Here is a 26,698-nt window from a genome sequence, read left to right as displayed (position 1 = left end):
AAGGAAACGGAGCGCATGAATTTGTTCGAAGGGAATGGAAACCGCGAAGCGCAGATACGCTATCTCGATGCGGATTTTCAGATCCTGTCGCCGGGCTCCTACGTCGTCTGCGCGATTACCGGCAGGCAGATCCCGCTTGATGAACTGCGCTACTGGAGTGTCGCGCGCCAGGAACCCTATGCCGATGCCGTGGCTTCGCTGGAGGCAGACAAGCGCGCTGGCGTTTTGCCCAACCAGAAGCGTTGAGCGCAGCGCGGCGGCAGATTCGCTTGCCACGCCTTCGAAAAGACATGCTGTTTAGGCCTTCCGCCCTTCCCTCAAACGCCGGTCGCGGCATGCGTTGATCGCCCGGTCGATGATAAGCCCTGGCGCCAGGGTGTCCGCGAACGCCATCTCCACCTCGATCACCCGGCATTTTGAAGCAAGCTCCGCGGCTTTGCCATGATGGCCGGCGAGGCGAACGAAATCCTTTGCGGTCGTAACGATCTGAAGGCCATCGCGTTCTGCCGTTGAAAGTATGTCGTCGATCTCATCATCAGTCAGATGCTCGTGATCGCCGAACGAGCGGCGAGCGACGATCTGCGCGCCGACGGATTCGGCCGTGCGGAAGAATTTCGACGGATCGGCAATACCTGCGAAGGCCAGCACGCTGCGGCCTGAGAGATCGGCGCTGTCGCAAACGTTCAGCGAGGCCGTAAAATACGGCTTGGCGGCGCGCGCGGCGATCCGAACGATGTTGTCGGCGGCCTCGCCCACGCCAACCTTGAGGAGCGCCGTGGCATAGCGCAACTGCTGGCGGATGGGCGCGCGCACAGGGCCGCCCGGAACGATGTGGCCGTTGCCCAGCCCGCGCGTCGCATCGATGACCAACAGCGCGTAGTCGATCGCCAGCCGCGCACTTTGGAAGCCATCATCCATGATGATCAGGTCCGCACCCTCCTTGACGAGGCGCTGGGCGCCTTCCACGCGGCGGCGGGAGATCACGGTCAGAGCTTCGCGGGCAAGCAGCAGGGGTTCGTCACCGACCGCTAGTGCACGGTGATGCGCCGGATCGACGACCGTTGTGACGTCGAGCGAACCGCCATAGCCGCGGCTCAGGAAACCGGGGTTCAGCCCTTTCGCCTTTGCCGCGCGGGCGATGGTCAGCGCCGTCGGCGTCTTGCCAGCACCGCCGACGGTGAAATTGCCGACGCAGATGACGGGCACCGGAACTGAGGCGCGCTTGGCGTTGGCCATGCGATAGCCGGCAATGCGCCCATACAGGAAGGAAATCGGATAAAGCGTCCAGGCACGCCAATCGGCTTTCGACCACCAGAAGGGTGGCGCTTCGGATACCATTTTCCCCGTCCTGCCTTTCGGACCCCGAGCATCATGCTGACGGGCTACGTCCTCGACCGGGCGGAAAGAGAAGGTAATTTTCAAGAAAAAGCAAGCCCTTGGTCCATCAGGCAGGCTGAAGATCGGGCAGCAAGCCTTCGAGCTCGGTGATGTCGTTTAGACAGTAGTCGGATGCGGCGGCGAGCGATTCGCGCGAGCCGGTGCCCGTCAGCACGGCCACGGTGACGCCGACCTTGGCGTTGCGGCCCATATGCAGATCGTGGTTGTTGTCACCGACGACGGCGACCGCGGAGGGGTCAAGGTCGGTCGCCGCGCAGAAACCAAGCACCATGCCCGGCTCCGGCTTGGTGCCGAAGCCACTGTCGTATCCGGCCACGTAATCGATGAACGGCGCAAAACCAAAACGCTGGGCGGTCTGCCTGATCGAGCGCTCGTTGTCGCTCGAGGCAACGCCAAGGCGAAAGCCACGCGCATGCAGGCGACCAAAAAAAGCGGCAAGATCGGTGACCGCGACGGAAAACTCGGCGGCGTGAGAAAAGAGATCGTCCAGCTTGATCGTGAGCTCTATTGCGTCGAGCTTCGAACCGGCAGCGATCAACCCTTCCGAAATCTGACGCGTGTTGCCGGCAGCAAGCAGGCTGTCGGGGACGATGTGGCCAGTGACCGGATCCATCCCGCAAGCCAGGAGCAGCCGGTCCGCAAGTTCGGGATCGCCTTCTGAAGCGATGCGCGCCAGTTCGCGGTTTACCGGCAGCCAGCTCTCGTCGTAGTCGAGAAGCGTGCCGTCCTTGTCGAAGAGAATCCCTTTGATCGCTTTCATGTCCGCCCCGCCCTCAGCGCTGCACAGCCGCCTTCGGCAACAGCCTCGCCTTCACCGTCAGCGGATTGATATAGGGCTCAAGGCCCTTGACCGTCGCTGTCAGCGCGCCACGCATTTCTTGCACGGCGCCGATCCCGGCCTCGATCATGTTGCGGCGTGCGTCGTCGTTGGTGAGCAAATAATGGACACCCTTGGCGAGCATCTCCGTATCGCGGACCATGCGCGCGCTGCCACGGCGCGCCAGCTTCTGATAGGCTTCTCGGAAATTCTGCACATTGCTGCCCGACAGGACCGCGCAACCCAGCATCGCCGGCTCCAGCGGATTTTGCCCACCCTCGGCAAAAAGCGAACGGCCGACGAAGGCAACCTCCGTCAAGCGCAGGTAGAGGCCCATTTCGCCGATCGTATCTCCGAGGAACACATCGACATCAGGCGCAAGCGCATCGCCGCGGGTGCGGCGGGCCACCTTGAGACCCAGCTTGACGAGCTCGGCTTCAATCTCCTCGGCGCGCTCCGGATGGCGGGGAACGATGATCGTCAATTGCCCATTTCGTTCCTTCAGCGCCCGATGAACGATGCCTGCGGCCTTTTCCTCACCGTCGAAGGTGGAGATTGCCGCCCAGGTCTTGCGGCCGCCGAGCTGCTTCTTGTAGTCGGCGAATACTTCAGCATCATAAGGCGGAGCGTCGGTATCGACCTTGAGATTGCCCGACATCATGACGTGGCGCGCGCCAAGATCGCGGAAGCGCTCGGCGTCGACATCTGACTGCGCAATGACGAGCGCAAGGTTTTCGAACAAGGCCTCGGCAAGTGCCGGACGCCTGCCCCATCGCTCGAAGGAGCGATCGGACATGCGAGCGTTGACGAGTATCTGCGGGATACGGCGGCGGCCGAGTTCCATCAGGGTCGCTGGCCAAATTTCGGATTCGGCGATCAGCGCGCAGTCCGGCTGCCAGTATTCGAGGAAGCGGCTGACGGCCGGCTTCAGGTCGAGCGGCACATACTGGTGGATCGCGTCGTTGCCGATACGCTCAGCGGCCAACTTGGCGGAGGTGATCGTTCCCGTCGTCAGAATGACGTGGATGTCGCGGCGGCGAATTTCCCGGATCAGCGGAATGACGGCGTTCGTTTCACCGACGCTTGCGGCATGAAACCAGACCAGCGGTCCGGCCGGGCGGTCGGCGCTGGCGTAGCCTGAGCGCTCCAGCCGGCGCGCATGGTCTTCCTTGCCCTTGGCCGCTCGATAGGCGAGGTATCCCCCGACGAACGGCGTCAGCAACGTTCCCGTTGCCTGATAGGCGCCCAGCGCAAAACGCGCCATGCGACCGCTCATCTGCCAATTCTCCGATCACAAATGATCGACATCACCCATTCCCAATTATTGTTGCGGCCGCAATGGCCGATCAGTTTGTCCAGAATGCGTCAGGCAGTCGGTCGGTTCGCGGCTCTCGATGAGCCGCCACCAGGTTACTGCGCAGACTTGCTTTCCGGGTCCAGCAAACGGTGCATGTGGACGATGAAGTAGCGCATGTGCGCGTTATCCACGGTCGACTGCGCCTTGGCCTTCCAGGCCGTCAGTGCGCTGGCATAGTCCGGAAAAATGCCGACGATATCGAGGTCCTTCAGATCGCGGAACTGAACTTCGTCCAAGCTTTCCAGTTCGCCGCCGAACACGAGATGCAAGAGCTGCTTTTTGCCGCCGGATTCCGTCATTTTCTTCTCTTTCTGCTCTATTCTCCTCCGCCGCTTCATCTGAGGGATTTTGACGGAAACGTCAACTGCCTCGTCGTTCACCGATCCCCCTCAAGAGATCGGCGAGTCGCGGGGCGGTGGCGGCGCAGAGTTCGCCGTGGCTGACCTGAATGCGGTTATAGAGCGGCGCCTCACCCTGGAGGTCGACAAGCCGGCCGCCGGCGCGCTCCAAGATCAAATCGGCGGCGGCGAGATCCCAATCGTGTGAATTGTGCTTGACGAAGGTTCCGTCGATCTGCCCGTCGGCAACCATGGCGATGCGATACGCCAAGGACGGTACGTGCCTGACGCGCTCGATACGATGCTTGAGCGCTTCCGGAAATGCCTTGAGCACGTCTTCGGCGATCGCAAAGCGCCCCGGTGCATCAAGCGGTGTTGTCGATACGGTTATCGGTCGACCGTTCTTCAACGCCACGCCACCTTCGACCGCCTCATAAAATTCTTCCAAAGCCGGAGCGTAGAGAACTCCGGCGACAGGCCGGCCATGGCGCACCACCGCGACACTGACGCACCATAGATCCTGGCCGGCCAGGAATGCCCGCGTGCCATCGATCGGATCAATGATGAAGAGTGTTTCCCGTGACAGGCGATCGCCATCGTCATCGGTTTCTTCGGAGAGCCAACCATAATCCGGCCGGGCTGCACGGAGGATGGATTCGAGCTTCTGATTGGCTGCGAAATCGGCGGCGCTGACGGGCGATCGCCCCTCGTTCTTCCACCAGACTTCCGGCGATTGATTGAAGTAACCGAGTGCGACATCGCCGGCTTGCCTGGCAGCATCTGCGATCAGTCCCAGATCGCTCCGCCAGAGGGCTGTGTCCTCGTCAGTCATTTCGGCAATCCAATCCATCAGCGCCCGGCGAGCGTCATTCCTTCGATCGCAAGCGTCGGAGCGGCGACACCGAACTTGCGGTCGATGTCGTTTGCAGGCGTAACCCGCATGAACATGTCCTTGAGGTTCGAAGCGATCGTCACCTCAGACACGGCAAAGGTCAGTTCGCCATTCTCGATCCAGAAGCCGGTTGCACCGCGGCTGTATTCACCAGTGATCATGTTGACTCCCTGACCGATCAACTCGGTCACGTAGAAGCCGCTGCCGACACTGCGGATCAAGTCCTCCGGGGAGATGTCGCCTGGCTCGAGAGCAAGGTTCGTCGCCGATGGCGTCACTGAATTGCCGCCGCGCACGCCGCGGCCGTTGGTTTCCATTCCGATCTCGCGGGCAGTCGAAGTGGAAAGGAACCAGTGCTTGAGGATACCGTCCTCGATCATCAACAATCGTTCACCGGATACGCCTTCGCCGTCGAATGGTCGCGACGACGGGCCCCGGACGATAAGCGGATCGTCCGAGATCGAAAGCCCCGCTTTCAAGACCAGCTGGCCCATCTTGTCGCGCAGGAAGCTCGTCTTGCGCGCGACGGAAGCGCCGTTGATGGCCCCGGCAATGTGTCCGACAAAGCCGCGCGCAACCCGCGGATCGAAAACAACCGTGACATCTTTGCCCGTATCCACCTGGCGCGGGTTGATGCGCTTGACCGTGCGCTCACCTGCTCTGCGGCCGATCTCCGCGGCATCATCCAGCTCGCCGAAATAGATGCGGCTGTCGAAATCATAGTCACGCTCCATGGCCGTGCCTTCGCCAGCGATAACGCTGACGGATCGGCCGAAGCGCGAGGCCATATAGCTGCCTTCGAAACCGTGGGAGGTAACGAGCACAAGGCCGCCCGTGCCGGCAGAAGCCCCGGCACCGGACGAATTGGTCACGCCCTTGACCGCAAGTGCCGCAGCTTCCGCCTCAAGGGCGGCGTCGCGCAATTGATCGGAGGAGACCTCGGTCGTATCGAGAAGCTCAAGGTCCGCATAGGACTTCGCGAGCTTGTCCGCATCCGCCAGGCCGGCGAACGGGTCTTCCGGCGACACCTTGGCCATCGCCACGGCGCGTTCGGCGAGAGCGGAGAGATCGAAGCCGGGATTTGCGGACACGCTTGCAACGCGCTTGCCGATGAAGACGCGCAGGGAGAAATCGTCGCTTTCGGACGATTCCGTGCCGTCGACCTTGCCGAGGCGCACGCTGACCGATTGCGATCGTGAGCGCACGACCACCGCATCTGCGGCGTCGGCACCAGCCTTCTTTGCCAGGTCGATCAGTTGGCTGGCGCGGGAAAGAAGCGTCGAGGAGTCGATTTCTGAGGACATGATTTGGCCTTTCCTTCGCGTTCCATTTATTGTGCACTACGAAAAGCATCAAGGCCGCGTGCGCCGATTCTTTTGCCCGCCGCTTGAATGCCTCCCCGCGTTGAAAGAAACTCGCCGCATGTCAGAGCCCAACACTCTTTTTACAGAGACTATCCTGCTGCTCGGTGGCGCCGTCGTTTCAGCGCCGATCTTCAAGCGCCTCGGGCTCGGCACAGTGCTCGGCTATCTGGCCGCCGGCGTCGTGATCGGCCCGATCTTCCACGGGCTGACGGATGGCGAGCAAATCTTGGACGTTGCCGAACTCGGCGTCGTCTTCCTGCTGTTCATCATCGGACTGGAGCTGAAACCTACGCGTCTCTGGCAGATGCGACGCGACATTTTCGGGCTCGGAACCGCCCAGGTGGTGACGACAGGCCTGTTGCTAACGCTGCTGACCTATCTCTCCGGCGTTCTCGACTGGCGCGGCAGCATCGTCGCAGGTTTCGGGCTTGCACTCTCCTCCACCGCGTTTGCCATGCAGATTCTCGAGGATGAAGGCGACGTGAATACCCGTTACGGGCAGCGTTCGTTCTCGATGCTGCTGTTCCAGGATCTTGCGATCGTACCATTGCTTGCCCTTGTCAGCATCCTCGACGGCGGCAAAAGCAGCGGAACGCCTTTGCTGGACTTCGCGATTGCGATCGCCGCCGTTGCCGCGATGATCGTCATGGGGCGCTATCTGCTCACCCCGCTCTTTCAGATCATTGCCCGTACGGGGGCCCGCGAGGCAATGATCGCCGCTGCCCTTTTCGTGGTGATGGGGTCGGCAAGTCTGATGCAACTTGCCGGACTTTCGATGGCGATGGGCGCCTTTCTTTCCGGCGTGATGCTGGCCGAGTCCTCGTATCGGCACGAACTGGAAGCCGATATCGAGCCCTTCCGCGGCGTGTTACTCGCTATCTTCTTCATTGCGGTGGGGTTGTCGATCGAGCTGCAGGTGCTGCGCGACAACGCGCTCTTCATCATCGTCGCCGTACCGGTCGTCATGGCCGCGAAGGCGCTGGTTATCTACTTTCTCTGCCGCGCAACCGGCTCGCCTCATGACGACGCCATTCGCATCGCTTTCCTACTGCCGCAAGGCGGCGAATTCGGCTTCGTCCTGTTTTCGGCCGCCGGTATTGCGGGCCTGATGCCAACGAGCACGGCCTCGCTGCTGATTGCGATCGTCACTCTTTCCATGGCGCTCACCCCGATCGGAACGATGCTGGCCAAGCGGCTGTTGTCGGGCAAAGAGCAGGAAACGCTGGATGAGGATTTCGAGGGAGCGGGCGCCGACGTGCTGATGGTCGGCTTCTCGCGTTTCGGGCAGATCGCCGCTCAGATCCTGCTTGCGGGCGGTCGCGACGTGACCGTCATCGACTTTTCAGCCGATCGCATCCGGCAGGCTTCGTCCTTTGGCTTCCGGATTTATTTTGGCGATGGCACCCGCAAGGACGTGCTGAGGGCGGCCGGCATCGATCGTGCGAAGATCGTCGTCGTGAGCACGCAGAAGCGCGAGATCACCGACAAGATCATCGAACTGGTGCAGGCGGACTATCCACACGCCAAGATCTTCGTGCGCTCCTATGACCGCATCCATTCGATCGCGCTGCGCAACCTCAACGTCGACTATGAACTGCGCGAAACACTGGAGTCCGGTCTGCTCTTCGGCCGGCGAACGCTCGAGGCATTGGGCGTCAGCGAAGCGGACGCTTATGAAATCGGCGAGGATATCCGCAAGCGCGACGAGCAGCGCCTTGTGCTTCAGGTCTCGGAAGGACTGCAGGCCGGTCGCGACATGCTTTTCTCCAAGCCGGTTCGACCCGAACCTCTCGTCAAACCAAAGCGCGCCGCGAACTTCGACGAGGATCCGTTGGCGGGCACGGCAGAGGTAACCGCCGATGCGTAGATCAGGATTTCAGCCGAAAGACCGCTCACACGTTTCGGCATCCCGCTCTAAGACGTGATGCGCGCTTCGATCTCGCGATCGAGCGCGAATTTGAGTTCGTCCTTGATGCCGACCGACATGGACAGGACCGCGCGCGCCTTGAGGAAGTCCATTACACCGATGCGCCCGACCGCGGGGCGCAGGAAGATATGCGGCGCCTGCAACCGCAGTTTCAGCGAGATCGCGGTCTGCATCATCAACTGGCCGGAGCCGAAGATGCTCTCCATTCGGTTTGGAATGTGGGTCCCGTCGCCTTCTGGCGCACCGACGACGTCGATGCCGATGACAATGTCGGCGCGATCCATCAGGCATTCGTAAGGCACGGGATTGCTGATGCCACCATCGATCATCACGCGGCCGTGCAACCGTACCGGCATGAACACGGCGGGAATGGCCGAGGAAGCGGCCAGCGCCGGGAACAGCGCGCCCTCGCTCGTCAGCACCTCGCACTGACCGTAATAGTCGGTCGCGGTCACGGTCATCGGGATCGGCAGATCCTCGAAGCGATCCGGCAAATCGGCGGGCAGGAAGGCTTTCAAGATACGCTCGAGATTGAACTGGCCGATGCGCACGCCATTGGCGACGGCATCGCGCACTGTCTGCGGACGCAAGCCCCACAGGCGACTGACCACCGCGGCCTTGTTGCCGACCGTCATCATGACATGCTCACGAATGGCTTCGCCCGTCATTCCGGCCGCCATTCCCGCTCCCATGATCGAGCCGATCGAGGAACCGGCAATCGCCACGGGGCGAATGCCGAGCTCATCCAGCGTTTCGATGATGTGGATGTGGGACAGGCCCCGCGCGCCGCCGCCGCCGAAGGCAACCGCGACAGTTGGCGTCTGTCGCCGTGACGTCTCGCAGGGGGCAGGCAACTCGGTTTCGATCTTCTCTGCCTGCTGCACCGCTGCCCCCGATTTCCGCGGCCTTACTCAGGCTGATAGCGGAAGAAATGAACCTTGGTATCGCCGAACGTCCGGTTTTCCAGAAACAGATAGGAAGGGTCGACCGAAACAGCAACATCCGCGCGTTCTTCAAGAACCGCAATCGCACCCGGTTGCAACCAGCCGCCCTTGGCGGCGGCTGCCATCGCCTTTTCGCCAAGACCCCTACCGTAAGGCGGGTCGGCAAATAGCATCTGGAAAGGCTCGAGGTTGCCGACGCTGCCAAGATCGGTCGCATCGCGCCTCAGGATGCGGGTCCTACCATGCAAGCCGAGCGCATCGATGTTTTCCCAGAGGAGCCCCCTGCCCTCGACACTGTTTTCAACGAACAGCGCGTGGCGACAGCCGCGAGAAACGGCTTCCAGGCCGACGGCGCCCGTACCGGCAAAAAGATCCAGTATCCGGGTGCCATCGACGCATTCCGGATAGGCGTGGCTTAGAATGTTGAACAGGCTCTCACGCGTCCGGTCGGCAGTCGGCCGGATGTCGTTTGACTTCGGTACGGCAAGCGGCCGTCCGCGAAACTCACCGCCGACGATCCGCACCGCGCGTCATTCCCTTTCCCTTCGGTCCACCCCGCGACGGCCCGCCGGAAGGCTTGCCGCCGCCCGGCCTGTCGCCCTTGGGCTTGCCGGAGAAATTCTTGCCGCCGCCGGGCTTGCCGCCGAAGCTCTTGCCGCGCGGCTTATCGCCAAAGGGTCGGTCACCAGCTGGACGCTCGGACCGCGTTTCGCCGGAGAAGCTTTTGGTGCGCGGACGCTCGTCCCCCTCTGCACGTGGCCGGCGATCGCCGCGCGGCTTGCGGTCTGCGCGAGGCTTTGCACCGAACGGGCGGTCACCCCGTGCAGGACGATCGCCGGATGGCCTATCGCTGCGCGCTGGGCGGTCACCGTAAGGTCGGTCACTGCGCGCCGGACGGTCGCCGTAGGAGCGCGGGCGTTCGGCCCCTTCTTCGCGCGGCTTGCGATCACCGCGGGGCCCATCGCCGAACGGACGGTCGCCTCGCGAGGGGCGATCACCGGCTGGCCTGTCACCACGGGGAGGACGGTCGCCATAAGATCTGTCACCACGCTCCGTGCGGTCGCCGCCGGGACGGTTGCCAGAGCGCTTGCGGCCGCCTTCATCCTTGCTCGTCACTTCGCTGGAACGGATCCACTCCCCTTCGTCATCGCGGGCGCGGTTGATCTGGACGCGCGGACCGGTGTCGTCGTAGCGGGTCGGCTGCGGCTTGGAGCGGCCGGGCTTCTCGCCGCGCCTAAGCGCGGTCTGGGCGTTCTTTTCGGCCTTGGCGGCTGCCTTTTCGCCAAGCGGGCGCGCGCCGGGAGCCATCCAGACATTCGCATTGCGGCGGCTGCCGAGCGCAGGGCGCTTCGGGCGGTCATCTTCCTTGCGGCCGCCGTCGCGGCGGTCATCGCGGCGGTCGTCACGCTTGGTGTCGAGGCGGCTCAGTGCACGCTCGCGCTTGTCTTCCGGCTTCCACGAGCGCTCGCGTCGCTCCGGCTTCGCTTCGACCTCCTCGTCGGCGGCAACGGCCGGCGAGTTGTAGATCGGCGCGTCGAAATTAGCCTTCGCATCCTCGATCAGGCGTGGGCCGAGCTGGTCGCGCAAGGTGCGTCCGCGGACTTCGACCACATCCCGCTCCGGCAGGTCGCCGAGCTGGAAGGGGCCGTAAGAGATGCGGATCAGACGATTGACGTCGAGACCGAGTGCACCCAACACGTTTTTGATTTCGCGGTTCTTGCCTTCGCGCAGGCCCATCGTGAGCCAGACATTCGACCCTTGAGTGCGATCGAGCGTTGCTTCGATCGAGCCGTAGAGGACACCATCGACGGCAATGCCGTCCTTGAGCTTGTCCAAAGCCTCCTGATCGATCTCGCCGTGGGCGCGCACGCGGTAGCGGCGCAGCCAGCCTGTCGTCGGCAATTCCAGCGCGCGGGCCAGGCCGCCATCGTTGGTCAGCAGCAGCAGGCCTTCGGTGTTGATGTCGAGGCGACCGATCGACATGACGCGCGGCAGGTCGTCCGGCAGATTGTCGAAAACCGTGGGGCGCCCTTCCGGGTCCACATTCGTGGTCACGAGGCCGGCGGGCTTGTGATAGAGCCACAGCCTCGTGCGCTCGATTCCGCGGATCGGAACGCCGTCCACTTCGATCTTGTCTGCCAGCGTCACGTTGACGACCGGGCTGTCGAGGAGCTTGCCGTTCAGCTTGACGCGGCCGTCCATGATCATGCGCTCGATGTCGCGGCGGGATGCAACGCCAGCGCGCGCCATCACTTTCGAGATGCGCTCGGCCTTGGAGTCGCCCTCGGCAACGTCGCTCGCCTCGGTCTTGACGAGCGCCTTTGCCGGCTTTTCGCCGGATTTCGGGCCGGCATTGCGCGGAGATGGCTTGCCGCCCGGCCGTTTTGGCTTGTCTTTGAATGTCATTTGTTGTTTGCCTGCCTTTTCGGGCCTTCCTATCAGGTCGCGCCCCTGCGGTTAAGTGGAAATTGTCGGATCGTGAAGACAAATCAATTTATGGAGCTGGCGCTCGACCAGGCCCGCGCCGCCGGAGAGCGCGGCGAGGTGCCGATCGGAGCGGTTCTGGTGATTGACGGGGCCGTGATCGCGGCATCCGGCAATCGTACGCGCGAGCTCAACGATGTGACCGCGCATGCCGAAGTCGCCGTCATTCGCATGGCTTGCGACGAGCTTGGCCAAGAGCGCCTGACCGGCGCCGATCTCTATGTGACGCTGGAGCCGTGCACGATGTGTGCCGCGGCCATTTCCTTCGCCCGCATTCGCAGGCTCTACTACGGTGCGGAGGACCCGAAGGGCGGGGCCGTCGACAACGGCGTACGCTTCTACACGCAACCGACATGCCATCACGCGCCGGACGTGTATTCCGGTTTGCAGGAGACGACATCCGCCGATATCCTGCGCACGTTCTTCGCGCGAAAACGGGATGTGCCATGACGTGCTCACCGGCGAATTCGTTCTCATGGTCGCCGTCGCCATCTATGCCCATCGGAAGATCGCCCCCGATAGCGGATCGATCCCGATGCGATGGTCGCTTACGGTAAATGGAAACTGGTCGGCGCCTCGGCTGCTCGCCTTTACCTTCATACCGATACTTGCTCTTGCGGCGATGCCATCAAGCGGAACGATCGATCCGTCAGCCCTCGGCTTGGCGGGCGGGATCTTCCTCGCCTGCCAGATCCTACACGTCTTGCCGGTTGACAGGTGGTCAAAAGCAAAGCGGGGCTGATGGGCCCCGCTCGAAACTCTACTGAAGGAGGTTCCACCACTGCTTGCCGGAACCGGCAATCGCAGCTTCCTTCTTCCGCTTCTTCTGCTTCTTCAGCTCCGGTTCGCCGAGATCGTCCAGCTTCGTGGCATCATCGACCTGACGATACTCGGTCGGCGGATCCGAGATGTAGCGGCGCTGATCGATATAGGCGCCCTTCTGGATGGCGCGGGCTTCGCGATAGGCCTTGGTCTGGGCTTCGGTCGTGCCTCGGCCTCCCTCGACCTGGTTGCTTGCGAGCGGCGAGCGGTAGCCCGGGTTGTCGCTGTTTTCGTCAGCTTCCTTGACGAGACGCGCGCGGGTTTCTTCCGGGGATTCGATCCACTGCGGATTTTCCTTGCTGGCGATGCTCTGCTGCGGCTCGACGAGAGCTTCCTTGGCGGTGTCAGACGGCAGAACGAGGCCCGGGCGCGCGCTGTACTTGACGCCCTTGTTCTTCGGTCCGTCGCCGGTCAGGGAAACGGACTGACCAAGATCGTCGGTCAACTGCTCCATTGCGGTCTTGTCCGTTCCGTAGCGGGGGCTCCCCATGCAGCCGGTGATCATCGAGCCGCCTGCCACAGCAACCGTCAGGCAGACGCCGACACGGAACCAACGCGTTGAAAACATGAAAACCCTTCCAGCCATGCCGGTGCAATCATCGCCCACCCGGACAATCGTCCCCTGACGTAAAAATCCGGCCATTTTCAGGCAGCTTTTACCGGATGAACCACGTTTAGGCAATTCACCCGGTAATATTCTTCAGTTTTGCACCGCAAGTTCATGCAGAGCGGCCGCATCGCGCGCCGAGACATCGGGATAGGCCGGATCCAAGCCGACATCCGTCGTGATCCGCCAGGAGCGGGCGCACTTGGTGCCTTCGGCCAGTTTCGGCTCGACGCTGACACCCGATACCTCGGGGAGACGGAAGGCATTGGCCGGACCTTCGGCGCTATCGATAACGATTGCAGAGGTGATGCAGATCTCCTCGAAGTCCTGACCCTCCAGTGCTTTCAGAAGCTCCGCATCGGCGACGTGGACGACGGGGGCTGCCTCCAGCGAGGATCCGATGCGCTTGTCCTTGCGCTCAATTTCAAGTGCACCGGTGACCACGGTGCGGACGGCCCGGATCTTCTTCCACTTCTCGGCAAGAGCGTCGTTCTTCCATTCCGCCGGAATGGCGGGGAACTGCTCGAGGTGAATCGAGACAACCGAAGGATTGCGCGACAGCCAAGCCTCTTCCGCCGTGAAGGGCAGCATCGGCGCCAGCCAAGTCACCATGCATTCGAAGATATTGCGGATGACATGGAGGGCCGAACGACGGCGCCGGCTCGACGGCGCATCGCAGTAGAGCGCATCCTTGCGGACGTCGAAGTAGAAAGCCGAGAGTTCAACGTTGGCAAAGTCGATCAGCGCACGGGCAATCTTCTTGAATTCGAAGGCGTCGTAGCTTTCGCGGACGAGCTGGTCGAGTTCCGACAGGCGATGCAGCATCAGCTGCTCGAGCTCGGGCAGTTCGGCAAGCGCGATGACTTCGCCCTTATCATGTGCCAGCGTGCCGAGCATCCAGCGGATCGTGTTGCGCAGCTTGCGATAGGCATCGATGTTGGTCTGGATGATCGTCTTGCCGACGCGCAGATCTTCCGCGTAGTCCGAGGTCATCACCCAAAGGCGCAGAATATCCGCGCCGGCGTCCTTCATCACCTCTTGGGGCGATGTGACGTTACCCTTGGACTTCGACATCTTCTCGCCCTTCTCATCCATGGTGAAGCCATGGGTGATGACGGCATTGTAAGGCGCGCGGCCGCGCGTAGCGGCCGATTCCAGCAGAGACGAATGGAACCAGCCCCGATGCTGGTCCGAGCCTTCCAGATAGACGTCGGCCGGCCACTTGAGATCCGGACGGTCTTCGAGCGTGAACGTGTGGGTCGAGCCCGAGTCGAACCAGACGTCGAGGATGTCCATGACCTGCGTCCAGGGCTCGTTTGCCTTCTCGCCGAGGAAGCGCTCACGTGCGCCGTCCGCGAACCAGGCATCGGCGCCTTCCCTTTCGAAGGCATCGAGGATGCGCGCATTGACCCCATCGTCCTGCAGGATTTCGCCCTGCTCATCGACGAAGACGCAGATCGGCACACCCCAAGCGCGCTGACGCGAAAGCACCCAGTCCGGACGCTGCTCGATCATGGCGCGTAGACGGTTCTGGCCGGCAGCAGGCACGAAGCGGGTCTCGTCGATCGCGTTCAGCGCACGGGAACGCAACGTCGTTCCGTCGCCAAGCTCCTTGTCCATGTAGACAAACCACTGCGGCGTGTTGCGGAAGATGACCGGCTTCTTCGACCGCCACGAGTGCGGATAGGAATGCTTGAGACGGCCGCGCGCGAACAGGGCATGACGGCCGATCAGCGCCTTGATGACACGCTCGTTGGCATCGCCCTTCTTGCCGCTGTCGTCGATGACGCGCGCCGCACCGCCTTCCGCATCCGGGCCGAAGCCGGGTGCGTCGACAGTGAAGAAGCCCGCGTCGTCGACCGGGAACGGGATCGCAGAGGAGATGCCGCGTGCTTCGAGGGCCCGGGCGTTGTCCATCCAGGCGTCAAAGTCTTCGCGGCCATGGCTCGGCGCGGTATGGACGAAGCCGGTTCCCGTCTCATCGGTGACATGGTCGCCGTCGAGGAGGGGCACCCCAAAGTGGTAGCCGCCGCCGAGCCCGTGCAGCGGGTGCGCGCAGGTGATCGCCGCAAATTCCACCGCCGCGACATCGCGGACGAACTTGAGGGTCACCTTCGCCTTGGCAGCTGACTCCTCGGCGAGGCGCTTGGCAAAAATCAGCTTCTCGCCGGGCTGCGGTCCGAAGTCGTTCTCAGCCGTTTCGACCTCGTAGAGGCCGTAACCATAGCGCGAGGAATAGGCGATCGCGCGGTTGCCTGGGATTGTCCACGGCGTGGTCGTCCAGATTACCACGAAGGCGCCCTTGAGTTCGCTGGGGCCTTCCGCGATCGGGAACTTCACCCAGATCATATCGCTTTCGACATCGGCGTATTCGACCTCGGCTTCAGCGAGCGCCGTGCGCTCGACGACCGACCACATGATCGGCTTCGAGCCGCGATAAAGCTGGCCAGATTTCGCGATCTTCAGCAGTTCGCCGGCGATGCGCGATTCCGCGTGGAAGTTCATCGTCGTGTAGGGGTTTTCGAAGTCGCCCTCGATGCCGAGGCGCTTGAACTCCTCCGACTGCACCTTGATCCAGCCAGCCGCAAAGTCACGGCATTCCTGGCGGAATTCGTTGACCGGAACCTCGTCCTTGTTCTTGCCCTTCTCGCGGTACTTCTCCTCGATCTTCCATTCGATCGGGAGGCCGTGGCAGTCCCAGCCGGGAACGTAGTTGGCGTCGAAGCCGCGCATCTGGAACGAGCGGTTGATGACGTCCTTGAGGATCTTGTTCAGCGCGTGGCCGATGTGGATGTTGCCGTTGGCATAGGGAGGGCCGTCGTGGAGCACGAACTTCTCGCGGCCGGCTGCGGACGCCCGAAGCTTCTTGTAGAGACCCATCTGCTGCCAGCGGGCAACGGTTTCCGGCTCCTTCTGCGGCAGGCCGGCGCGCATCGGGAAGTCTGTTTCCGGCAGATAGAGGGTCTTCGAGTAGTCGATTTTTTCGGCTGTATCGGTCATGTCTAGCAATCGTCTCTAGGCGCCACGGGAGCGGGCGCAACGGGCTTGAAAATTGGTGACGGAGGCGCTCGTCGTCCAAGCGCCGAAAACCCGGACCTTCCGGCCGCTTAGCGCGCGCGGAAGGCCGGGCCGATAATTCGTATCGTGATCGCCAGCCGGAACGTGTTCATCGCGCCGGTTCATAGGCGCTTTTGCAGTGAAAAGGAAGAGGGATTCCATGACGTCGTCGCATGGAAAACCGCGGGCATTTTCATCCGCAGCTTCCGTTTTCGAGCGACGATCAGGCGCGCGCCGGCACCTTTGCCGGGGTCAGCACATTGACGACGACAGCGACGATGATGTTCAGCGCCAATGCGGGTAGAAGAGAAAAAGGTCGTGAAAGTTACGGACGGGTACCCAGAGGCACCCGGCAGCCAGCAGGCTGCCGTTCCAAACCTTTTATCCATGTGATGATTGCCTTTCGGCGCTGGGGCGCAGCGAATCCGCGTCTTATCAAATAGATGACATATCCCCATGAGCGAGCGCGGCAGCGCCGCCGCCCTGAAAGAGCCACAATTTTAGAAAGCGGCTGAACGTCAGGTGAAGCAGATCTTCCGGTCGAGCTCGCCGAGCGACTGCACGCCCGCAAGCAGCGCCCTCGCCTCTTCCTTGTCCCGATGCATCTGCTCCACAAGAGGATCGAGGCCGTCAAACTTCAGTTCCGGCCGCAGGTGGCCGAAGAAGGATACAGAACAGGTCTGCCCGTAGAGGTCGCCGCTGAAATCGAAGACGTAGGTCTCTAGCAGTGGCGCGCCGTTGTCGGTTACCGTCGGTCGGCGGCCATAGCTGGCGACACCATCGTGGAGAGTGCCATCGGCACGACGGAAGCGAACGGCATAGATACCCGCCCTGAGGTCGGCTTCAGCGGGCAACTGCATATTCGCGGTCGGAAAGCCGAGCTGGCGGCCAAGCTTCTCGCCGCCGATCACCTCCGCTTCCACCGTATAGTGATAGCCGAGCATGGCAGCCGCCTCGCTGACATTGCCGTCCTTCAGCAGTTCGCGAATGTGGCTCGAGGACACCACGTCTGTATTCTCGTCGCGAAAGGCGTCGATCAACGTCACGCCGAAGCCATATTTCTGACCGGCATCCATCAGGAAGGCCGGACCGCCTTCCCGGCCACGGCCGAAATGAAAGTTGAAGCCCGTTACGACCTCGGATGCACCTAGCCAATCCTTCAGGATCGAATGGATGAAATCGTCCGCCGAGCGCTGCGAAAACTCCCTGTCGAAGGGATATTCGATGACTGCGTTGAAGCCGATCGCTTCGAGGATACGCGCCTTGAGCGGTGCCGGCGTCAGGCGAAAGACCGGCTGGTCAGGGCGAAAGACCGTGCGGGGATGTGGTTCAAATGTCAGGACCAGCGCCGGAATGCCGCGCTGCCTCGATATCTCCAAGGCCCGGTTCAGGACGGACTGGTGACCCCGATGCACACCGTCGAAGTTGCCGATGGCAATTACGCCGCCACGCAGGTGGGCCGGCAGGGGTTCACGGGTTTCGTTGCGGTGAAAAACGGTCATCGGCTGGCTTTTCTTATGCGAGGCTCTTTATGCGAGACGAGGCATCCACCACTTCGGTGTCGCTTTTTCGCGGTCCAGATATGCCGTGAGGATCGCCTCGTCGGTCTTTCCGTTCAGCGTGTATTCCTTCGCGTGGATGCCGCCGCTGATATAGAGGAGGTCCAGGCCGTAATCGAGAGCGCCACGAACATCTGTCGGCATGCCGTCCCCGATTGCAAGGACGCGGCTCGGCGGAAAGTCGCCGTGGGCCTCGCGGGCGACCGACAAGACGGCCTCGTAGATCGGCTTGTGCGGCTTGCCGGCAATGCGCGTCTCACCACCGAGCTGATTGTAGTAGGCGGCCATCGCGCCGGCGCAAGGGATGATCTTATGGCCGCGCTCGACAACCAGATCGGGGTTGGCGCAGATCATCGGCACGCCACGCGTCTGGAACGTCTTCAGCATCTCGGTGTAATCTTCCGGGGTCTCGGTTTCGTCGTCGAAGAAACCGGTGCAGACGACGGAGTCGGCATCCTTGGCGCCGACGCGCTCCACACCAAGCCCCTCGATAATCGCTAGGTCGCGATCCGGTCCAAGCAGAAATACCTTCTTCGGCCCCTCTGCAATCAGGCCCCGCGTGACGTCGCCCGATGTGACGATACGGTCGTAGGCGCCATCCTGGATGCCGATCTGGCGAAGCTGAGTCACGACCTGCGGAGCGATGCGCGGCGAATTGGTGATCAAAACGACCGTCAGCCCCTCCCCGCGCGCTGCCTCCAGCGCTGCAGCCGCCTTCGGGAAAGGATCGACGCCATTGTGCAAGACACCCCAGACATCGCAAAACACCGCATCATACTGGCTGGTGATTTCCGCAAAGTTCTCGATCCGCTTGGCCATTCCGATTTCCCGATCTCGTTAAGTCACGGGTGACATCGCAAAGGCATGCCGGGATGGCAAGGCATTTTGCGGTGGCCTGCTGCAAAAAACCGGAAGCCGCCGACTAGAGCACGGCGGCGGCAGCCTTGACCAACAGACCCGCGGCGGTGGAGACACCGAAGACCGTGAGAATGCCCGCCTTGAAGCGAAAGAGCAGGACGGATGCCAGCACGAAGATCCCGAGTGCCGCGATATCGAGCGTCCACCACTGCGGCCAGGCGAAGCTGGCGATCGGCAGACCGGTCTTCCCGGAGAGGAGCCCCACGCGCCCAACCTCGGCAAAGAGCACGTGCAGGCCGAACCACAGTGCAAGATTGAGAATGACGCCGACGACTGCCGCGGTGATCGCCGAAACGGCGGCCGCGAGGTTCTCGTTGTTGCGCAGCGTCTCGATGTAGGGAGCTCCGGCGAAGATCCAGATGAAGCTCGGCACAAAGGTCGCCCATGCGGCGAGGAAGGCGCCGAGAACGCCGCCGGCAAGCGGCGCCATCAGGACGGGGTTGCGATAGCCGGCGAGAAAACCGACAAAACAGAGGACAAGGACCAACGGCCCGGGCGTCGTTTCGGCAAGTGCCAGCCCGTCGAGCATCTCGCCGGGCTGGAGCCAGGCGTAGTGGCCGATGGCGACCTGAGCGACGTAGGAAAGGACGGCGTAGGCGCCTTCGAAGGTAATGACGGCCATCTTGGAGAAGAAGATGAAGACCGCACCGAAAACATTGGTTTCGCCGCTCAACGTTTCAGCGATCAGGTCCGTCGGCGCGTCAAGGCCACGAATGAAAAGAAGCGGCGACTGCCAGACGAGGATCCAGAACACGAGCACCACAAGCGGCCTTGCGATCGCATGCGTCGTGACCGCAGGAACAAACCGGGGCGGAGGGGCTTGCGGCACGGATGGCGCTGCCAATCGACTTTGGCGATGCTTCATCCATAGCAGCCCGGCTGCTCCGGCCAGGACGACAACCAGAGGAAACGGCAGGTTCAGCAAAAAGAGCGCTAGAAACGACGCGCCCGCCACGCAGTAGTGAAAGCGCCTCTTGAGCGCTCGGCGCCCTACCCTAAGCAGTGTCTCGATGACGATGGCCAGAACCGCAGCCTTCACCCCAAAGAAAAGGGCGGGAAGCCATGCTGCCGCCTGAAAGACGGCGTAGAGGCTCGACAGTATCAGGATGACAAGGAAGCCCGGCAGAATGAACAGGAGACCAGCAATGAAGCCGCCGCGGACGCCATGCATGAGCCAGCCGATATAGATTGCCAGTTGCTGGGCCTCCGGGCCCGGCAGCAACATGCAGAAATTCAGCGCGTGCAGGAAGCGGTCCTCGGAAATCCAGCGCTTCTCGTCGACAATGGTCTTATGCATGAGGGCGATCTGACCGGCTGGCCCGCCGAAGCTCAGACAGCCGATGCGCGCCCAGACGCGAACCGCCTCTCGCAGCGTCGGTGTCGCCACGATGTCGCCTGCCGCGATCGCCTTGTCCACGGTTGCTGCCCCTCCCGCTCCAAGCGGCTCGATACCATCTGCGTGCATGCGCGGCAATCCTGCCGCCATCAAGCGAGGCGCTGAAAGCGTTCAAAGAGTACACGGCTTTCCAGCGCCAGGACGTTCGGAAACCTCGGCGACAGCGCAGCCCGTCTTACTTCCAACAAGGATATGCCGTTAAGGCTGTCGCGAAGTCCGGCGAAGAAAAATTGCGGCCGTTCTTGACTCCCCGCCGGGCCACTCCTAAATGCTGCCTCGCTAGCACTCACCAAGGACGAGTGCTAACACCCATCCGTGCGGGCCGCTCCCGGCCTGCGAGTGTCATTTGATCGAGGGATTAGACAATGGCAAGCACCAACTTCCGCCCCCTTCACGATCGCGTCGTTGTTCGCCGCGTTGAGTCCGAAGAAAAGACCAAGGGCGGCATCATCATTCCCGACACCGCCAAGGAAAAGCCGCAGGAAGGCGAAATCGTCGCCGTCGGTTCCGGCGCTCGTGACGAGTCCGGCAAGGTCGTCGCTCTCGACGTCAAGGCTGGCGACCGCGTCCTGTTCGGCAAGTGGTCCGGCACCGAAGTCAAGATCAACGGCGAAGACCTTCTGATCATGAAGGAAGCCGACATCATGGGCATCATCGGCTGATCCAGCCGGTTCCCTTTCCGATTTTAGCCACGGGCCCTAAAGCCCGGACAACTCGAATTCAGGAGTTTCAATCATGGCAGCTAAAGAAATCAAGTTTGGCCGCACCGCGCGCGAAAAGATGCTCAAGGGCGTCGACATTCTCGCTGACGCAGTGAAGGTAACACTCGGCCCGAAGGGTCGTAACGTCATCATCGACAAGTCCTTCGGCGCTCCGCGCATCACCAAGGATGGCGTTTCGGTCGCCAAGGAAATCGAACTGGAAGACAAGTTCGAAAACATGGGCGCCCAAATGGTCCGCGAAGTTGCTTCGAAGACGAACGACATCGCCGGCGACGGCACCACGACTGCAACGGTTCTCGCCCAGGCGATCGTTCGCGAAGGCGGCAAGGCGGTCGCAGCTGGCATGAACCCGATGGACCTGAAGCGCGGCATCGATCTCGCCGTTGCCGAAGTCGTCAAGGATCTCCAGGCCAAGGCCAAGAAGATCAACACCTCGGAAGAGGTCGCGCAGGTCGGGACGATCTCGGCAAACGGCGAAAAGCAGGTCGGTCTCGACATTGCCGAAGCCATGCAGAAGGTCGGCAATGAAGGCGTCATCACGGTTGAAGAAGCCAAGACCGCCGAAACCGAACTCGAAGTCGTCGAAGGCATGCAGTTCGACCGCGGCTACCTCAGCCCCTACTTCGTCACCAACCCGGAAAAGATGATTGCCGACCTCGAAGACGCCTTCATCCTGCTGCACGAAAAGAAGCTGTCGAACCTGCAGGCAATGCTTCCGGTTCTCGAAGCTGTCGTTCAGACCGGCAAGCCGCTCCTCATCATTGCTGAAGACGTCGAAGGCGAAGCGCTTGCGACCCTCGTCGTCAACAAGCTGCGCGGCGGCCTGAAGATTGCTGCCGTCAAGGCTCCGGGCTTCGGCGATCGCCGCAAGGCCATGCTCGAAGACATCGCGATCCTGACCGGTGGTACGGTCATCTCCGAAGACCTCGGCATCAAGCTCGAATCCGTAACGCTCGACATGCTCGGCCGTTCGAAGAAGGTTTCGATCTCCAAGGAAAATACGACGATCGTCGACGGCGCTGGCGCCAAGTCCGACATCGAAGGCCGCGTTGCACAGATCAAGGCTCAGATCGAAGAAACCACTTCGGACTATGACCGCGAAAAGCTGCAGGAGCGCCTTGCCAAGCTGGCTGGCGGCGTTGCCGTGATCCGCGTCGGCGGTTCGACGGAAGTCGAAGTGAAGGAAAAGAAGGACCGCATCGACGACGCGCTCAATGCGACGCGCGCTGCTGTTCAGGAAGGCATTGTACCGGGCGGCGGCGTCGCTCTGCTGCGTTCGTCCACGAAGATCACCGCCAAGGGTGAAAATCAGGATCAGGAAGCCGGCGTGAACATCGTTCGCAGGGCGCTGCAGTCGCTGGTGCGTCAGATTGCTGAAAACGCAGGCGACGAAGCCTCGATCGTTGTCGGCAAGATCCTCGAAAAGAACGAAGACAACTATGGCTACAACGCCCAGACGTCCGAGTATGGCGACATGATCGCCATGGGCATCGTCGACCCGGTCAAGGTTGTGCGCACCGCTCTGCAGAACGCAGCTTCGGTTGCTTCGCTGCTGATCACCACCGAAGCCATGATCGCTGAACTGCCGAAGAAGGATGCTCCTGGCGGCATGCCTGGCGGCATGGGCGGAATGGGCGGAATGGACATGATGTGATAGGCGAAAGCCTTCACTAGTCCACTTCCGGTATCCCGGAATAGGAAGGGCGGTCTTCGGACCGCCCTTTTTTGTCTCTCGCGACTGATTCGCCAGACCTCGGCTTCGAGGGTATTTCAATCGGCAGCTGAAACGTTTAATCGGAGTTGTGAGCAACCCTCGCATTGAGCGAAGCTTTCGCAAAACTTGTGGTGTTGTATTTTTTCTTTCACAGGCTGATTTCTCTCGCAGTGCAATTTTCTGCACATCTGGTCGCAAATAACCGCGGTGAAACCGCTTCCACTTCAAGATTTGGCGCTTTTTTGCCATTTCGTGTTATCAAGCAGAGCTTGGCGATGGATTTTCCACTCACAGTAGAGGTCTGCGGCACGCAAAAAGCCGATTGCCGTTTCGTAAAAATCCCTGTAAATCCGCGCTGCATTCGGCGCGCGTTCATCAGCCGACGGTCGCGGTCCCATATCGATCCTGACCACGAGAGCGCGAGACCGAGTTCGGGAAAAACCCCTCCCGAAATACATCATAAGTTGTGTAACCTGCCAAGAAATTGGACGCGGTTCCGCTAGAGGGACCAGCACACCAAACCCCATTTCTCGGTCGCCCGAGCATGATGCGCGGCGCAGCATGAACCTGTTCATTTTTGCCGGACGTGCAGCGGGGGAAGCTGCACCTAAGCTGGGGAAAAATTTGTTCAAAATCGCAAAAACCAACCCCGCCGCACCGCTGATGCCGGGCTCATTGGATGTTAGCAACCATGATCCTGAAATGCTGGCGCAGTTTTCCATTTCGGAAACCTGGGTCGGAGATTTTTGCAGCGGCGTGATCTGCCTCAAGGAATGGAGCGCCATGCTGCATGGGCTGCCGGCCCGCGACTGCGGCCTTCTCAGCCTCATGCGCTGCTACGATCCGAAGGATCACGACCACATCCTGGAACTCTTCGAGCAGGCTGCGACGCTCTCTTCATCCTTCTGCTTCTCGACCACGATCATGATGCCGAACGGCTTCCGTCAGCCATTGTTCTGCATGGGAGAGTCGAACGGTCAGGACGATGCTTATAACGGCAGCATGCTTGGGGTCTTCGTCTTTCCTCGATTCAAGACGAATGCCGGCGGCGAATTTGCGCGGCGCCAATAGAAGCTCCGCCCCCAACCAAAAAGGCCGGCCTCTCAGGACCGGCTTTTTTCATTGGCCGCCTCGGTATCACGCGGGGCGCTGAGGTATATTCAATCCTTTTTCGGATGCCGGCCGGGCGATGCAACGCTCGAGCCAGGCCATCACTGCCGGGAAGCTTTTATAGTCCAGCACTTCGCGGCCGCCATAGAACACGTCGGCGCCGCGGAGCCACGGGAAGGTGGCGATATCGGCGATCGTGTAAAGGTCGCCCATGATCCACTGGCGATCCTGCAGCCGCCCTTCCAGCACACTGAGCAGCCGCTTGGATTCGTCGCGATAGCGCTCCATCGGGTAGGAGTTGTTGGCGACCTTGTCGGCTGCGAACTTGTAGAAATGCCCGAACTGCCCGAACATCGGTCCGACACCGGCCATCTGGAAGAAGACCCACTGGATCGTCTCGTAGCGCCCCGCCGCGTCGGTCGGAATGAGCTTGCCCGTCTTCTCCGCGAGGTAGAGCAGGATTGCACCGGATTCGAAAATACCGATCGGCTTTCCATCCGGGCCATTGGGATCGATGATCGCCGGAATGCGGCCGTTCGGGTTGAGCGACACGAATTCCGGAGATTTCTGGTCATTTGTGCTGAACGAGATGGGGTGCGGCTCGTAGGCCAAGCCGAGTTCTTCAAGCGCGATCGATATCTTCACGCCGTTCGGCGTCGGTAACGAGTAGAGCTGGATAATGTTCGGGTTCGCTGCTGGCCAGCGCGTCGTGATCGGAAAAGCGGAAAGATCTGCCATAGGGGTCTCCATCTTGGGCGGCCAACATAAGAGAGGGGCGTCGCCGATGGCAAGCCGACTTCGCCAGAGATCCGTCGTTCAATATTAGCGAACGAAGCGTCCCCTCCCGTCTATCTTTCCACAACGGCAAAAAAAGGCGACAAAGCGGCAACGAGGTTGAAACCGTGCCGGGGGGCACAAAGACCTCAAATGCCATTCAAACGGAGACAATGTCCCATGTCGAATACCAACAACGCCATCATTCTTGTCGCTCGCGTCCTCCTTTCCTTCATGTTCATCCTTGCCGGCTTCGGCAAGCTCGCCGACGCCGCCGGCACCGCTGGCATGATCGCCGGTGCTGGTCTTCCGGCGTCCACCGCCCTCGCCTATTTCGCAGGTGCCTTCGAACTCGTGGCTGGCCTTGCCGTTCTCGCCGGCTTCCAGACGAAGATCGTCGGTTGGCTGCTGGCTGGCTTTTGTGTCTTTACGGCCATCCTCTTCCACCTGCCGTACGCCAGCGGCACCGAACTGGTTAACATTCTGAACCAGATCATGGTCATGAAGAACTTCACGCTGGCTGGCGCCTACATCTTCCTCGCCACTTTCGGCCCGGGCGTCTACTCGCTCGACGCACGCCGCGGCGCCTACGCAGCAGCCTAAGCGATCAAGCATCCTCCCAAGCTCGAAAAACCCGCCGTCACATCAGACGGCGGGTTTTTCGTGCGTCGATTTTAGCGATGGTCAGAGCGCCGAACGAACGGCGTCTACCAGTCGCTGGACTGTGGGGTCGTTCACATGGCTTTCCTTGCGCGCCCTGACGAAGCACGCCTCGGAGCGAAGAATGACACCATCGGACAGGATCTTCAGGTTGTTTGCACGAAGGGTCGAGCCGGTGGAGGTGATATCGACGATGATGTCGGCCGAGCCTGAGGCCGGCGCCCCTTCCGTTGCCCCAAGGCTTTCGACGATGCGGTAGAGCTGGATGCCATGCTGGCTGGAGAAGAACTGCTGCGTCAGCCGCCAGTATTTCGTGGCGATCGCCAGGCGTCGGCCGTGGCGGGCGCGAAAGTCGGACGCGACATCGCCAAGATCGGCCATGGTGTCGACATCGAGCCAGATTTCAGGAACGGCAACCACGACATTGGCATGACCGAAGCCGAGACGCGCGCAGAACTCGACACGCTTGTCCGCATCCGCCAGGCCCTCGCGGACAAGGTCCTCGCCGGTGACGCCAAAATCGACCGTGCCGTTGCCAAGCTCGCGGGAAATCTCGGAAGCGGAGAGGAAGGCGACTTCGACGTCGTCCCAGCCTTCGACGCGTCCGCGATAGGAGCGGTCGTTGCCAACAGCGGTGATCCTGATCCCGGCGCGTTCAAAGATCGCCGAGGCATCGTCTTTCATGCGGCCCTTTGAGGGCAGTGCAATGGTGATCGTCATCAGGCAGCCCTCTCAGCTTCGATGCGATCCAGCCACAGCGAGAAACCGACTGCCGGAATGCGGTCCTTGGCGCCAAGCAAGGTCATCAACCGATCGAAACGGCCGCCACCGGCCAGAACGGGCGACATGCCCTTGACCCCGATCTCGAAAACCAGACCGGTGTAGTAATCCAGCGGGCGTCCGAAGGCTGCGCGGTAGTCGATCAGCGAGAGATCGACGCCGGCATTCGCCAGAGCGGCGACGCGACCGTCGAAACGCGCAAGCGCGTTGCCGAGCTTGAGGCCTGCGGCATCGGCAAAGCCGGCCAGCGCCGCCGAAGCATTGATGAGCGGCACATTCAGCGACAGGAATTCCTCCAGCACGCGGAAGGCTGCATCATCGAGGCGCGTTTCGGAGAGAATGAGCTTCTCCTTCAAGCGACGCGCGATTTCCAGCGGCGAGCGGCTTGCATTCGTCGAATAGCCCGTCGCCTGCATCGTCGCGTCGATGTGCGTGACCAGCGCGGCTTCGTCGTCGGCGGCAATCAGATGCGCGATCTCGTCACTCAGTCCGGTGACGAACTGAGGGCTGACAAGGCTCGCCAGCAGAGCCTCGAGCTGGCTCATGTTGCCGAAGGCGTGGATGAGCCGCTTCTGCCAGCCAAGCGGCAGGCCAAGTGCCTGCACGACCGCTTCGAAGACCGCTTGGTCACCGAGCGTGACTGAAAGGTGCTTGCCAGGAACGACGCACTCCAGCACACCGATTGCATCGCCGATCGCACGCGCATCGGCAGCGGCGATGTTGATATCGCCGAGATCCTCGATCCCGGCCTGATAGAACTCGTTGCCGCCTTCGCGCCGCTGGCGGAAGACTTCGCCGAGATAGGAATAGCGTTTCGGCGTGCCGGTCGCGCTCTCGATGTGCCGCAGACAGACCGGGATCGTGAACTCGGGACGCAGGCAAAGGCTGACGCCCGTCTCGCTCTCGGTCATGAAGATCCGCCGGCGAAGATCTTCACCGGCGATATCGAGAAACGGTTCGGCCGGCTGGATGACGGGCGTATCGACCCGCTCCGTCTTTCGCGCCGCAAACTCTGACAGAAGTTCGCCGGAGAAGTCCGGCAGGTTGATCAGGGCCAT

Annotated in this window: 26 protein-coding genes; 9 read left to right on the top strand and 17 right to left on the bottom strand. The window is 61.6% G+C overall.

From position 1 onward, the window contains the following. Positions 1-15: 15 nt before the first annotated feature. Positions 16-246, top strand: a complete 231-nt coding sequence (locus tag LPU83_RS43030) for a DUF2093 domain-containing protein (protein ID WP_007799169.1) — start codon at positions 16-18, stop codon at positions 244-246. 51 nt (positions 247-297) lie between these two features. Here the strand turns inward: LPU83_RS43030 and lpxK are convergent, their stop codons facing one another. The 6 genes from lpxK to LPU83_RS43000 form a co-directional block, all read right to left on the bottom strand. Next, entirely contained in the window at positions 298-1,338 is a 1,041-nt protein-coding gene (lpxK, locus tag LPU83_RS43025; RefSeq protein WP_024314325.1) for a tetraacyldisaccharide 4'-kinase, read from the bottom strand. Positions 1,339-1,444: 106 nt separating this feature from the next. Then, complete coding sequence (locus LPU83_RS43020; RefSeq protein ID WP_024314326.1) at positions 1,445-2,158, bottom strand: HAD family hydrolase; 714 nt, start codon at positions 2,156-2,158, stop codon at positions 1,445-1,447. A 13-nt stretch (positions 2,159-2,171) separates the two neighbouring features. Beyond that, positions 2,172-3,491 (bottom strand): lipid IV(A) 3-deoxy-D-manno-octulosonic acid transferase, encoded by a 1,320-nt coding sequence (waaA, locus tag LPU83_RS43015; RefSeq protein ID WP_024314327.1) that lies wholly within the window; start codon positions 3,489-3,491, stop codon positions 2,172-2,174. Positions 3,492-3,625: 134 nt separating this feature from the next. Continuing rightward, positions 3,626-3,871: a DUF4170 domain-containing protein gene (locus LPU83_RS43010; protein WP_024314328.1), complete on the bottom strand. Its 246-nt coding sequence runs from the start codon at positions 3,869-3,871 to the stop codon at positions 3,626-3,628. Between the two features lie 61 nt (positions 3,872-3,932). Continuing rightward, a complete protein-coding gene (locus LPU83_RS43005; protein ID WP_024314329.1) occupies positions 3,933-4,742 on the bottom strand; it encodes a 3'(2'),5'-bisphosphate nucleotidase CysQ in 810 nt (269 codons plus the stop codon). A gap of 17 nt (positions 4,743-4,759) precedes the next feature. Further along, positions 4,760-6,106 carry a TldD/PmbA family protein gene (locus LPU83_RS43000; protein ID WP_024314330.1) on the bottom strand — a complete coding sequence of 449 codons (1,347 nt, stop codon included), beginning with the start codon at positions 6,104-6,106 and terminating at the stop codon, positions 4,760-4,762. A 118-nt stretch (positions 6,107-6,224) separates the two neighbouring features. Between LPU83_RS43000 and LPU83_RS42995 the strand changes: the two genes are divergently transcribed. Beyond that, complete coding sequence (locus LPU83_RS42995; protein ID WP_037070199.1) at positions 6,225-8,033, top strand: monovalent cation:proton antiporter-2 (CPA2) family protein; 1,809 nt, start codon at positions 6,225-6,227, stop codon at positions 8,031-8,033. A gap of 47 nt (positions 8,034-8,080) precedes the next feature. On the opposite strand, the gene LPU83_RS42990 is transcribed toward LPU83_RS42995, so the two are convergent. The 3 genes from LPU83_RS42990 to LPU83_RS42980 are packed head-to-tail and all read right to left on the bottom strand — an operon-like array spanning position 8,081 to position 11,443. Further along, complete coding sequence (locus tag LPU83_RS42990) at positions 8,081-8,977, bottom strand: patatin-like phospholipase family protein (protein ID WP_024314331.1); 897 nt, start codon at positions 8,975-8,977, stop codon at positions 8,081-8,083. Between the two features lie 23 nt (positions 8,978-9,000). Then, on the bottom strand, positions 9,001-9,561 hold the full coding sequence (gene rsmD, locus LPU83_RS42985) for a 16S rRNA (guanine(966)-N(2))-methyltransferase RsmD (RefSeq protein ID WP_024314332.1): 561 nt from the start codon (positions 9,559-9,561) through the stop codon (positions 9,001-9,003). Continuing rightward, positions 9,542-11,443, bottom strand: a complete 1,902-nt coding sequence (locus LPU83_RS42980) for a pseudouridine synthase (RefSeq protein WP_024314333.1) — start codon at positions 11,441-11,443, stop codon at positions 9,542-9,544. The genes rsmD and LPU83_RS42980 overlap by 20 nt, the downstream gene beginning before the upstream one ends. A gap of 90 nt (positions 11,444-11,533) precedes the next feature. Between LPU83_RS42980 and LPU83_RS42975 the strand changes: the two genes are divergently transcribed. Continuing rightward, positions 11,534-11,971 carry a nucleoside deaminase gene (locus LPU83_RS42975; RefSeq protein ID WP_024314334.1) on the top strand — a complete coding sequence of 146 codons (438 nt, stop codon included), beginning with the start codon at positions 11,534-11,536 and terminating at the stop codon, positions 11,969-11,971. Beyond that, positions 11,961-12,263 (top strand): hypothetical protein, encoded by a 303-nt coding sequence (locus LPU83_RS42970; RefSeq protein WP_024314335.1) that lies wholly within the window; start codon positions 11,961-11,963, stop codon positions 12,261-12,263. Before LPU83_RS42975 ends, LPU83_RS42970 begins: the two co-directional genes overlap by 11 nt. Positions 12,264-12,281: 18 nt before the next feature. Here LPU83_RS42970 and LPU83_RS42965 read toward each other — a convergent pair whose 3' ends face one another. Beyond that, positions 12,282-12,911: a hypothetical protein gene (locus LPU83_RS42965; RefSeq protein WP_024314336.1), complete on the bottom strand. Its 630-nt coding sequence runs from the start codon at positions 12,909-12,911 to the stop codon at positions 12,282-12,284. A gap of 132 nt (positions 12,912-13,043) precedes the next feature. Next, on the bottom strand, positions 13,044-15,950 hold the full coding sequence (gene ileS, locus LPU83_RS42960) for an isoleucine--tRNA ligase (protein ID WP_024314337.1): 2,907 nt from the start codon (positions 15,948-15,950) through the stop codon (positions 13,044-13,046). Positions 15,951-16,180: 230 nt separating this feature from the next. Here ileS and LPU83_RS42950 point away from each other — a divergent pair, with 230 nt between their 5' ends. Then, complete coding sequence (locus LPU83_RS42950) at positions 16,181-16,450, top strand: hypothetical protein (protein WP_024314339.1); 270 nt, start codon at positions 16,181-16,183, stop codon at positions 16,448-16,450. Positions 16,451-16,525: 75 nt separating this feature from the next. On the opposite strand, the gene LPU83_RS42945 is transcribed toward LPU83_RS42950, so the two are convergent. From LPU83_RS42945 to chrA, 3 genes are all read right to left on the bottom strand, one after another. Continuing rightward, on the bottom strand, positions 16,526-17,509 hold the full coding sequence (locus LPU83_RS42945) for a bifunctional riboflavin kinase/FAD synthetase (protein ID WP_024314340.1): 984 nt from the start codon (positions 17,507-17,509) through the stop codon (positions 16,526-16,528). Positions 17,510-17,536: 27 nt separating this feature from the next. Then, the gene (locus LPU83_RS42940; RefSeq protein ID WP_024314341.1) at positions 17,537-18,385 is read right to left on the bottom strand and encodes a TIGR01459 family HAD-type hydrolase; all 849 of its coding nucleotides are present in this window, start codon (positions 18,383-18,385) and stop codon (positions 17,537-17,539) included. A gap of 103 nt (positions 18,386-18,488) precedes the next feature. Continuing rightward, a complete protein-coding gene (gene chrA / locus LPU83_RS42935; RefSeq protein WP_082321252.1) occupies positions 18,489-19,949 on the bottom strand; it encodes a chromate efflux transporter in 1,461 nt (486 codons plus the stop codon). 296 nt (positions 19,950-20,245) lie between these two features. Here chrA and groES point away from each other — a divergent pair, with 296 nt between their 5' ends. The 3 genes from groES to LPU83_RS42920 all read left to right on the top strand — a co-directional run bounded on the left by groES (position 20,246) and on the right by LPU83_RS42920 (position 23,387). Further along, complete coding sequence (groES, locus tag LPU83_RS42930) at positions 20,246-20,542, top strand: co-chaperone GroES (RefSeq protein ID WP_004675403.1); 297 nt, start codon at positions 20,246-20,248, stop codon at positions 20,540-20,542. A gap of 73 nt (positions 20,543-20,615) precedes the next feature. Then, positions 20,616-22,256 carry a chaperonin GroEL gene (groL, locus tag LPU83_RS42925; protein ID WP_037069096.1) on the top strand — a complete coding sequence of 547 codons (1,641 nt, stop codon included), beginning with the start codon at positions 20,616-20,618 and terminating at the stop codon, positions 22,254-22,256. 684 nt (positions 22,257-22,940) lie between these two features. After that, positions 22,941-23,387 carry a hypothetical protein gene (locus tag LPU83_RS42920; protein WP_024317797.1) on the top strand — a complete coding sequence of 149 codons (447 nt, stop codon included), beginning with the start codon at positions 22,941-22,943 and terminating at the stop codon, positions 23,385-23,387. 66 nt (positions 23,388-23,453) lie between these two features. Here LPU83_RS42920 and LPU83_RS42915 read toward each other — a convergent pair whose 3' ends face one another. Then, positions 23,454-24,164 carry a glutathione binding-like protein gene (locus LPU83_RS42915; RefSeq protein WP_024317796.1) on the bottom strand — a complete coding sequence of 237 codons (711 nt, stop codon included), beginning with the start codon at positions 24,162-24,164 and terminating at the stop codon, positions 23,454-23,456. A gap of 216 nt (positions 24,165-24,380) precedes the next feature. Here LPU83_RS42915 and LPU83_RS42910 point away from each other — a divergent pair, with 216 nt between their 5' ends. Further along, entirely contained in the window at positions 24,381-24,803 is a 423-nt protein-coding gene (locus LPU83_RS42910) for a DoxX family protein (protein WP_024317795.1), read from the top strand. Positions 24,804-24,884: 81 nt separating this feature from the next. On the opposite strand, the gene hisG is transcribed toward LPU83_RS42910, so the two are convergent. Together hisG and LPU83_RS42900 are read right to left on the bottom strand one after the other, a co-directional pair. Beyond that, complete coding sequence (gene hisG, locus LPU83_RS42905; RefSeq protein WP_024317794.1) at positions 24,885-25,580, bottom strand: ATP phosphoribosyltransferase; 696 nt, start codon at positions 25,578-25,580, stop codon at positions 24,885-24,887. Then, a complete protein-coding gene (locus tag LPU83_RS42900; protein WP_024317793.1) occupies positions 25,580-26,698 on the bottom strand; it encodes an ATP phosphoribosyltransferase regulatory subunit in 1,119 nt (372 codons plus the stop codon). The genes hisG and LPU83_RS42900 overlap by 1 nt, the downstream gene beginning before the upstream one ends.

The sequence above is a fragment of the Rhizobium favelukesii genome (genome assembly GCF_000577275.2).
Classification (GTDB): Bacteria; Pseudomonadota; Alphaproteobacteria; order Rhizobiales; family Rhizobiaceae; genus Rhizobium; species Rhizobium favelukesii.
The sequence above is the reverse complement of the archived record's forward strand: the minus strand, read 5'-3'. Positions and strand labels throughout refer to the sequence as shown.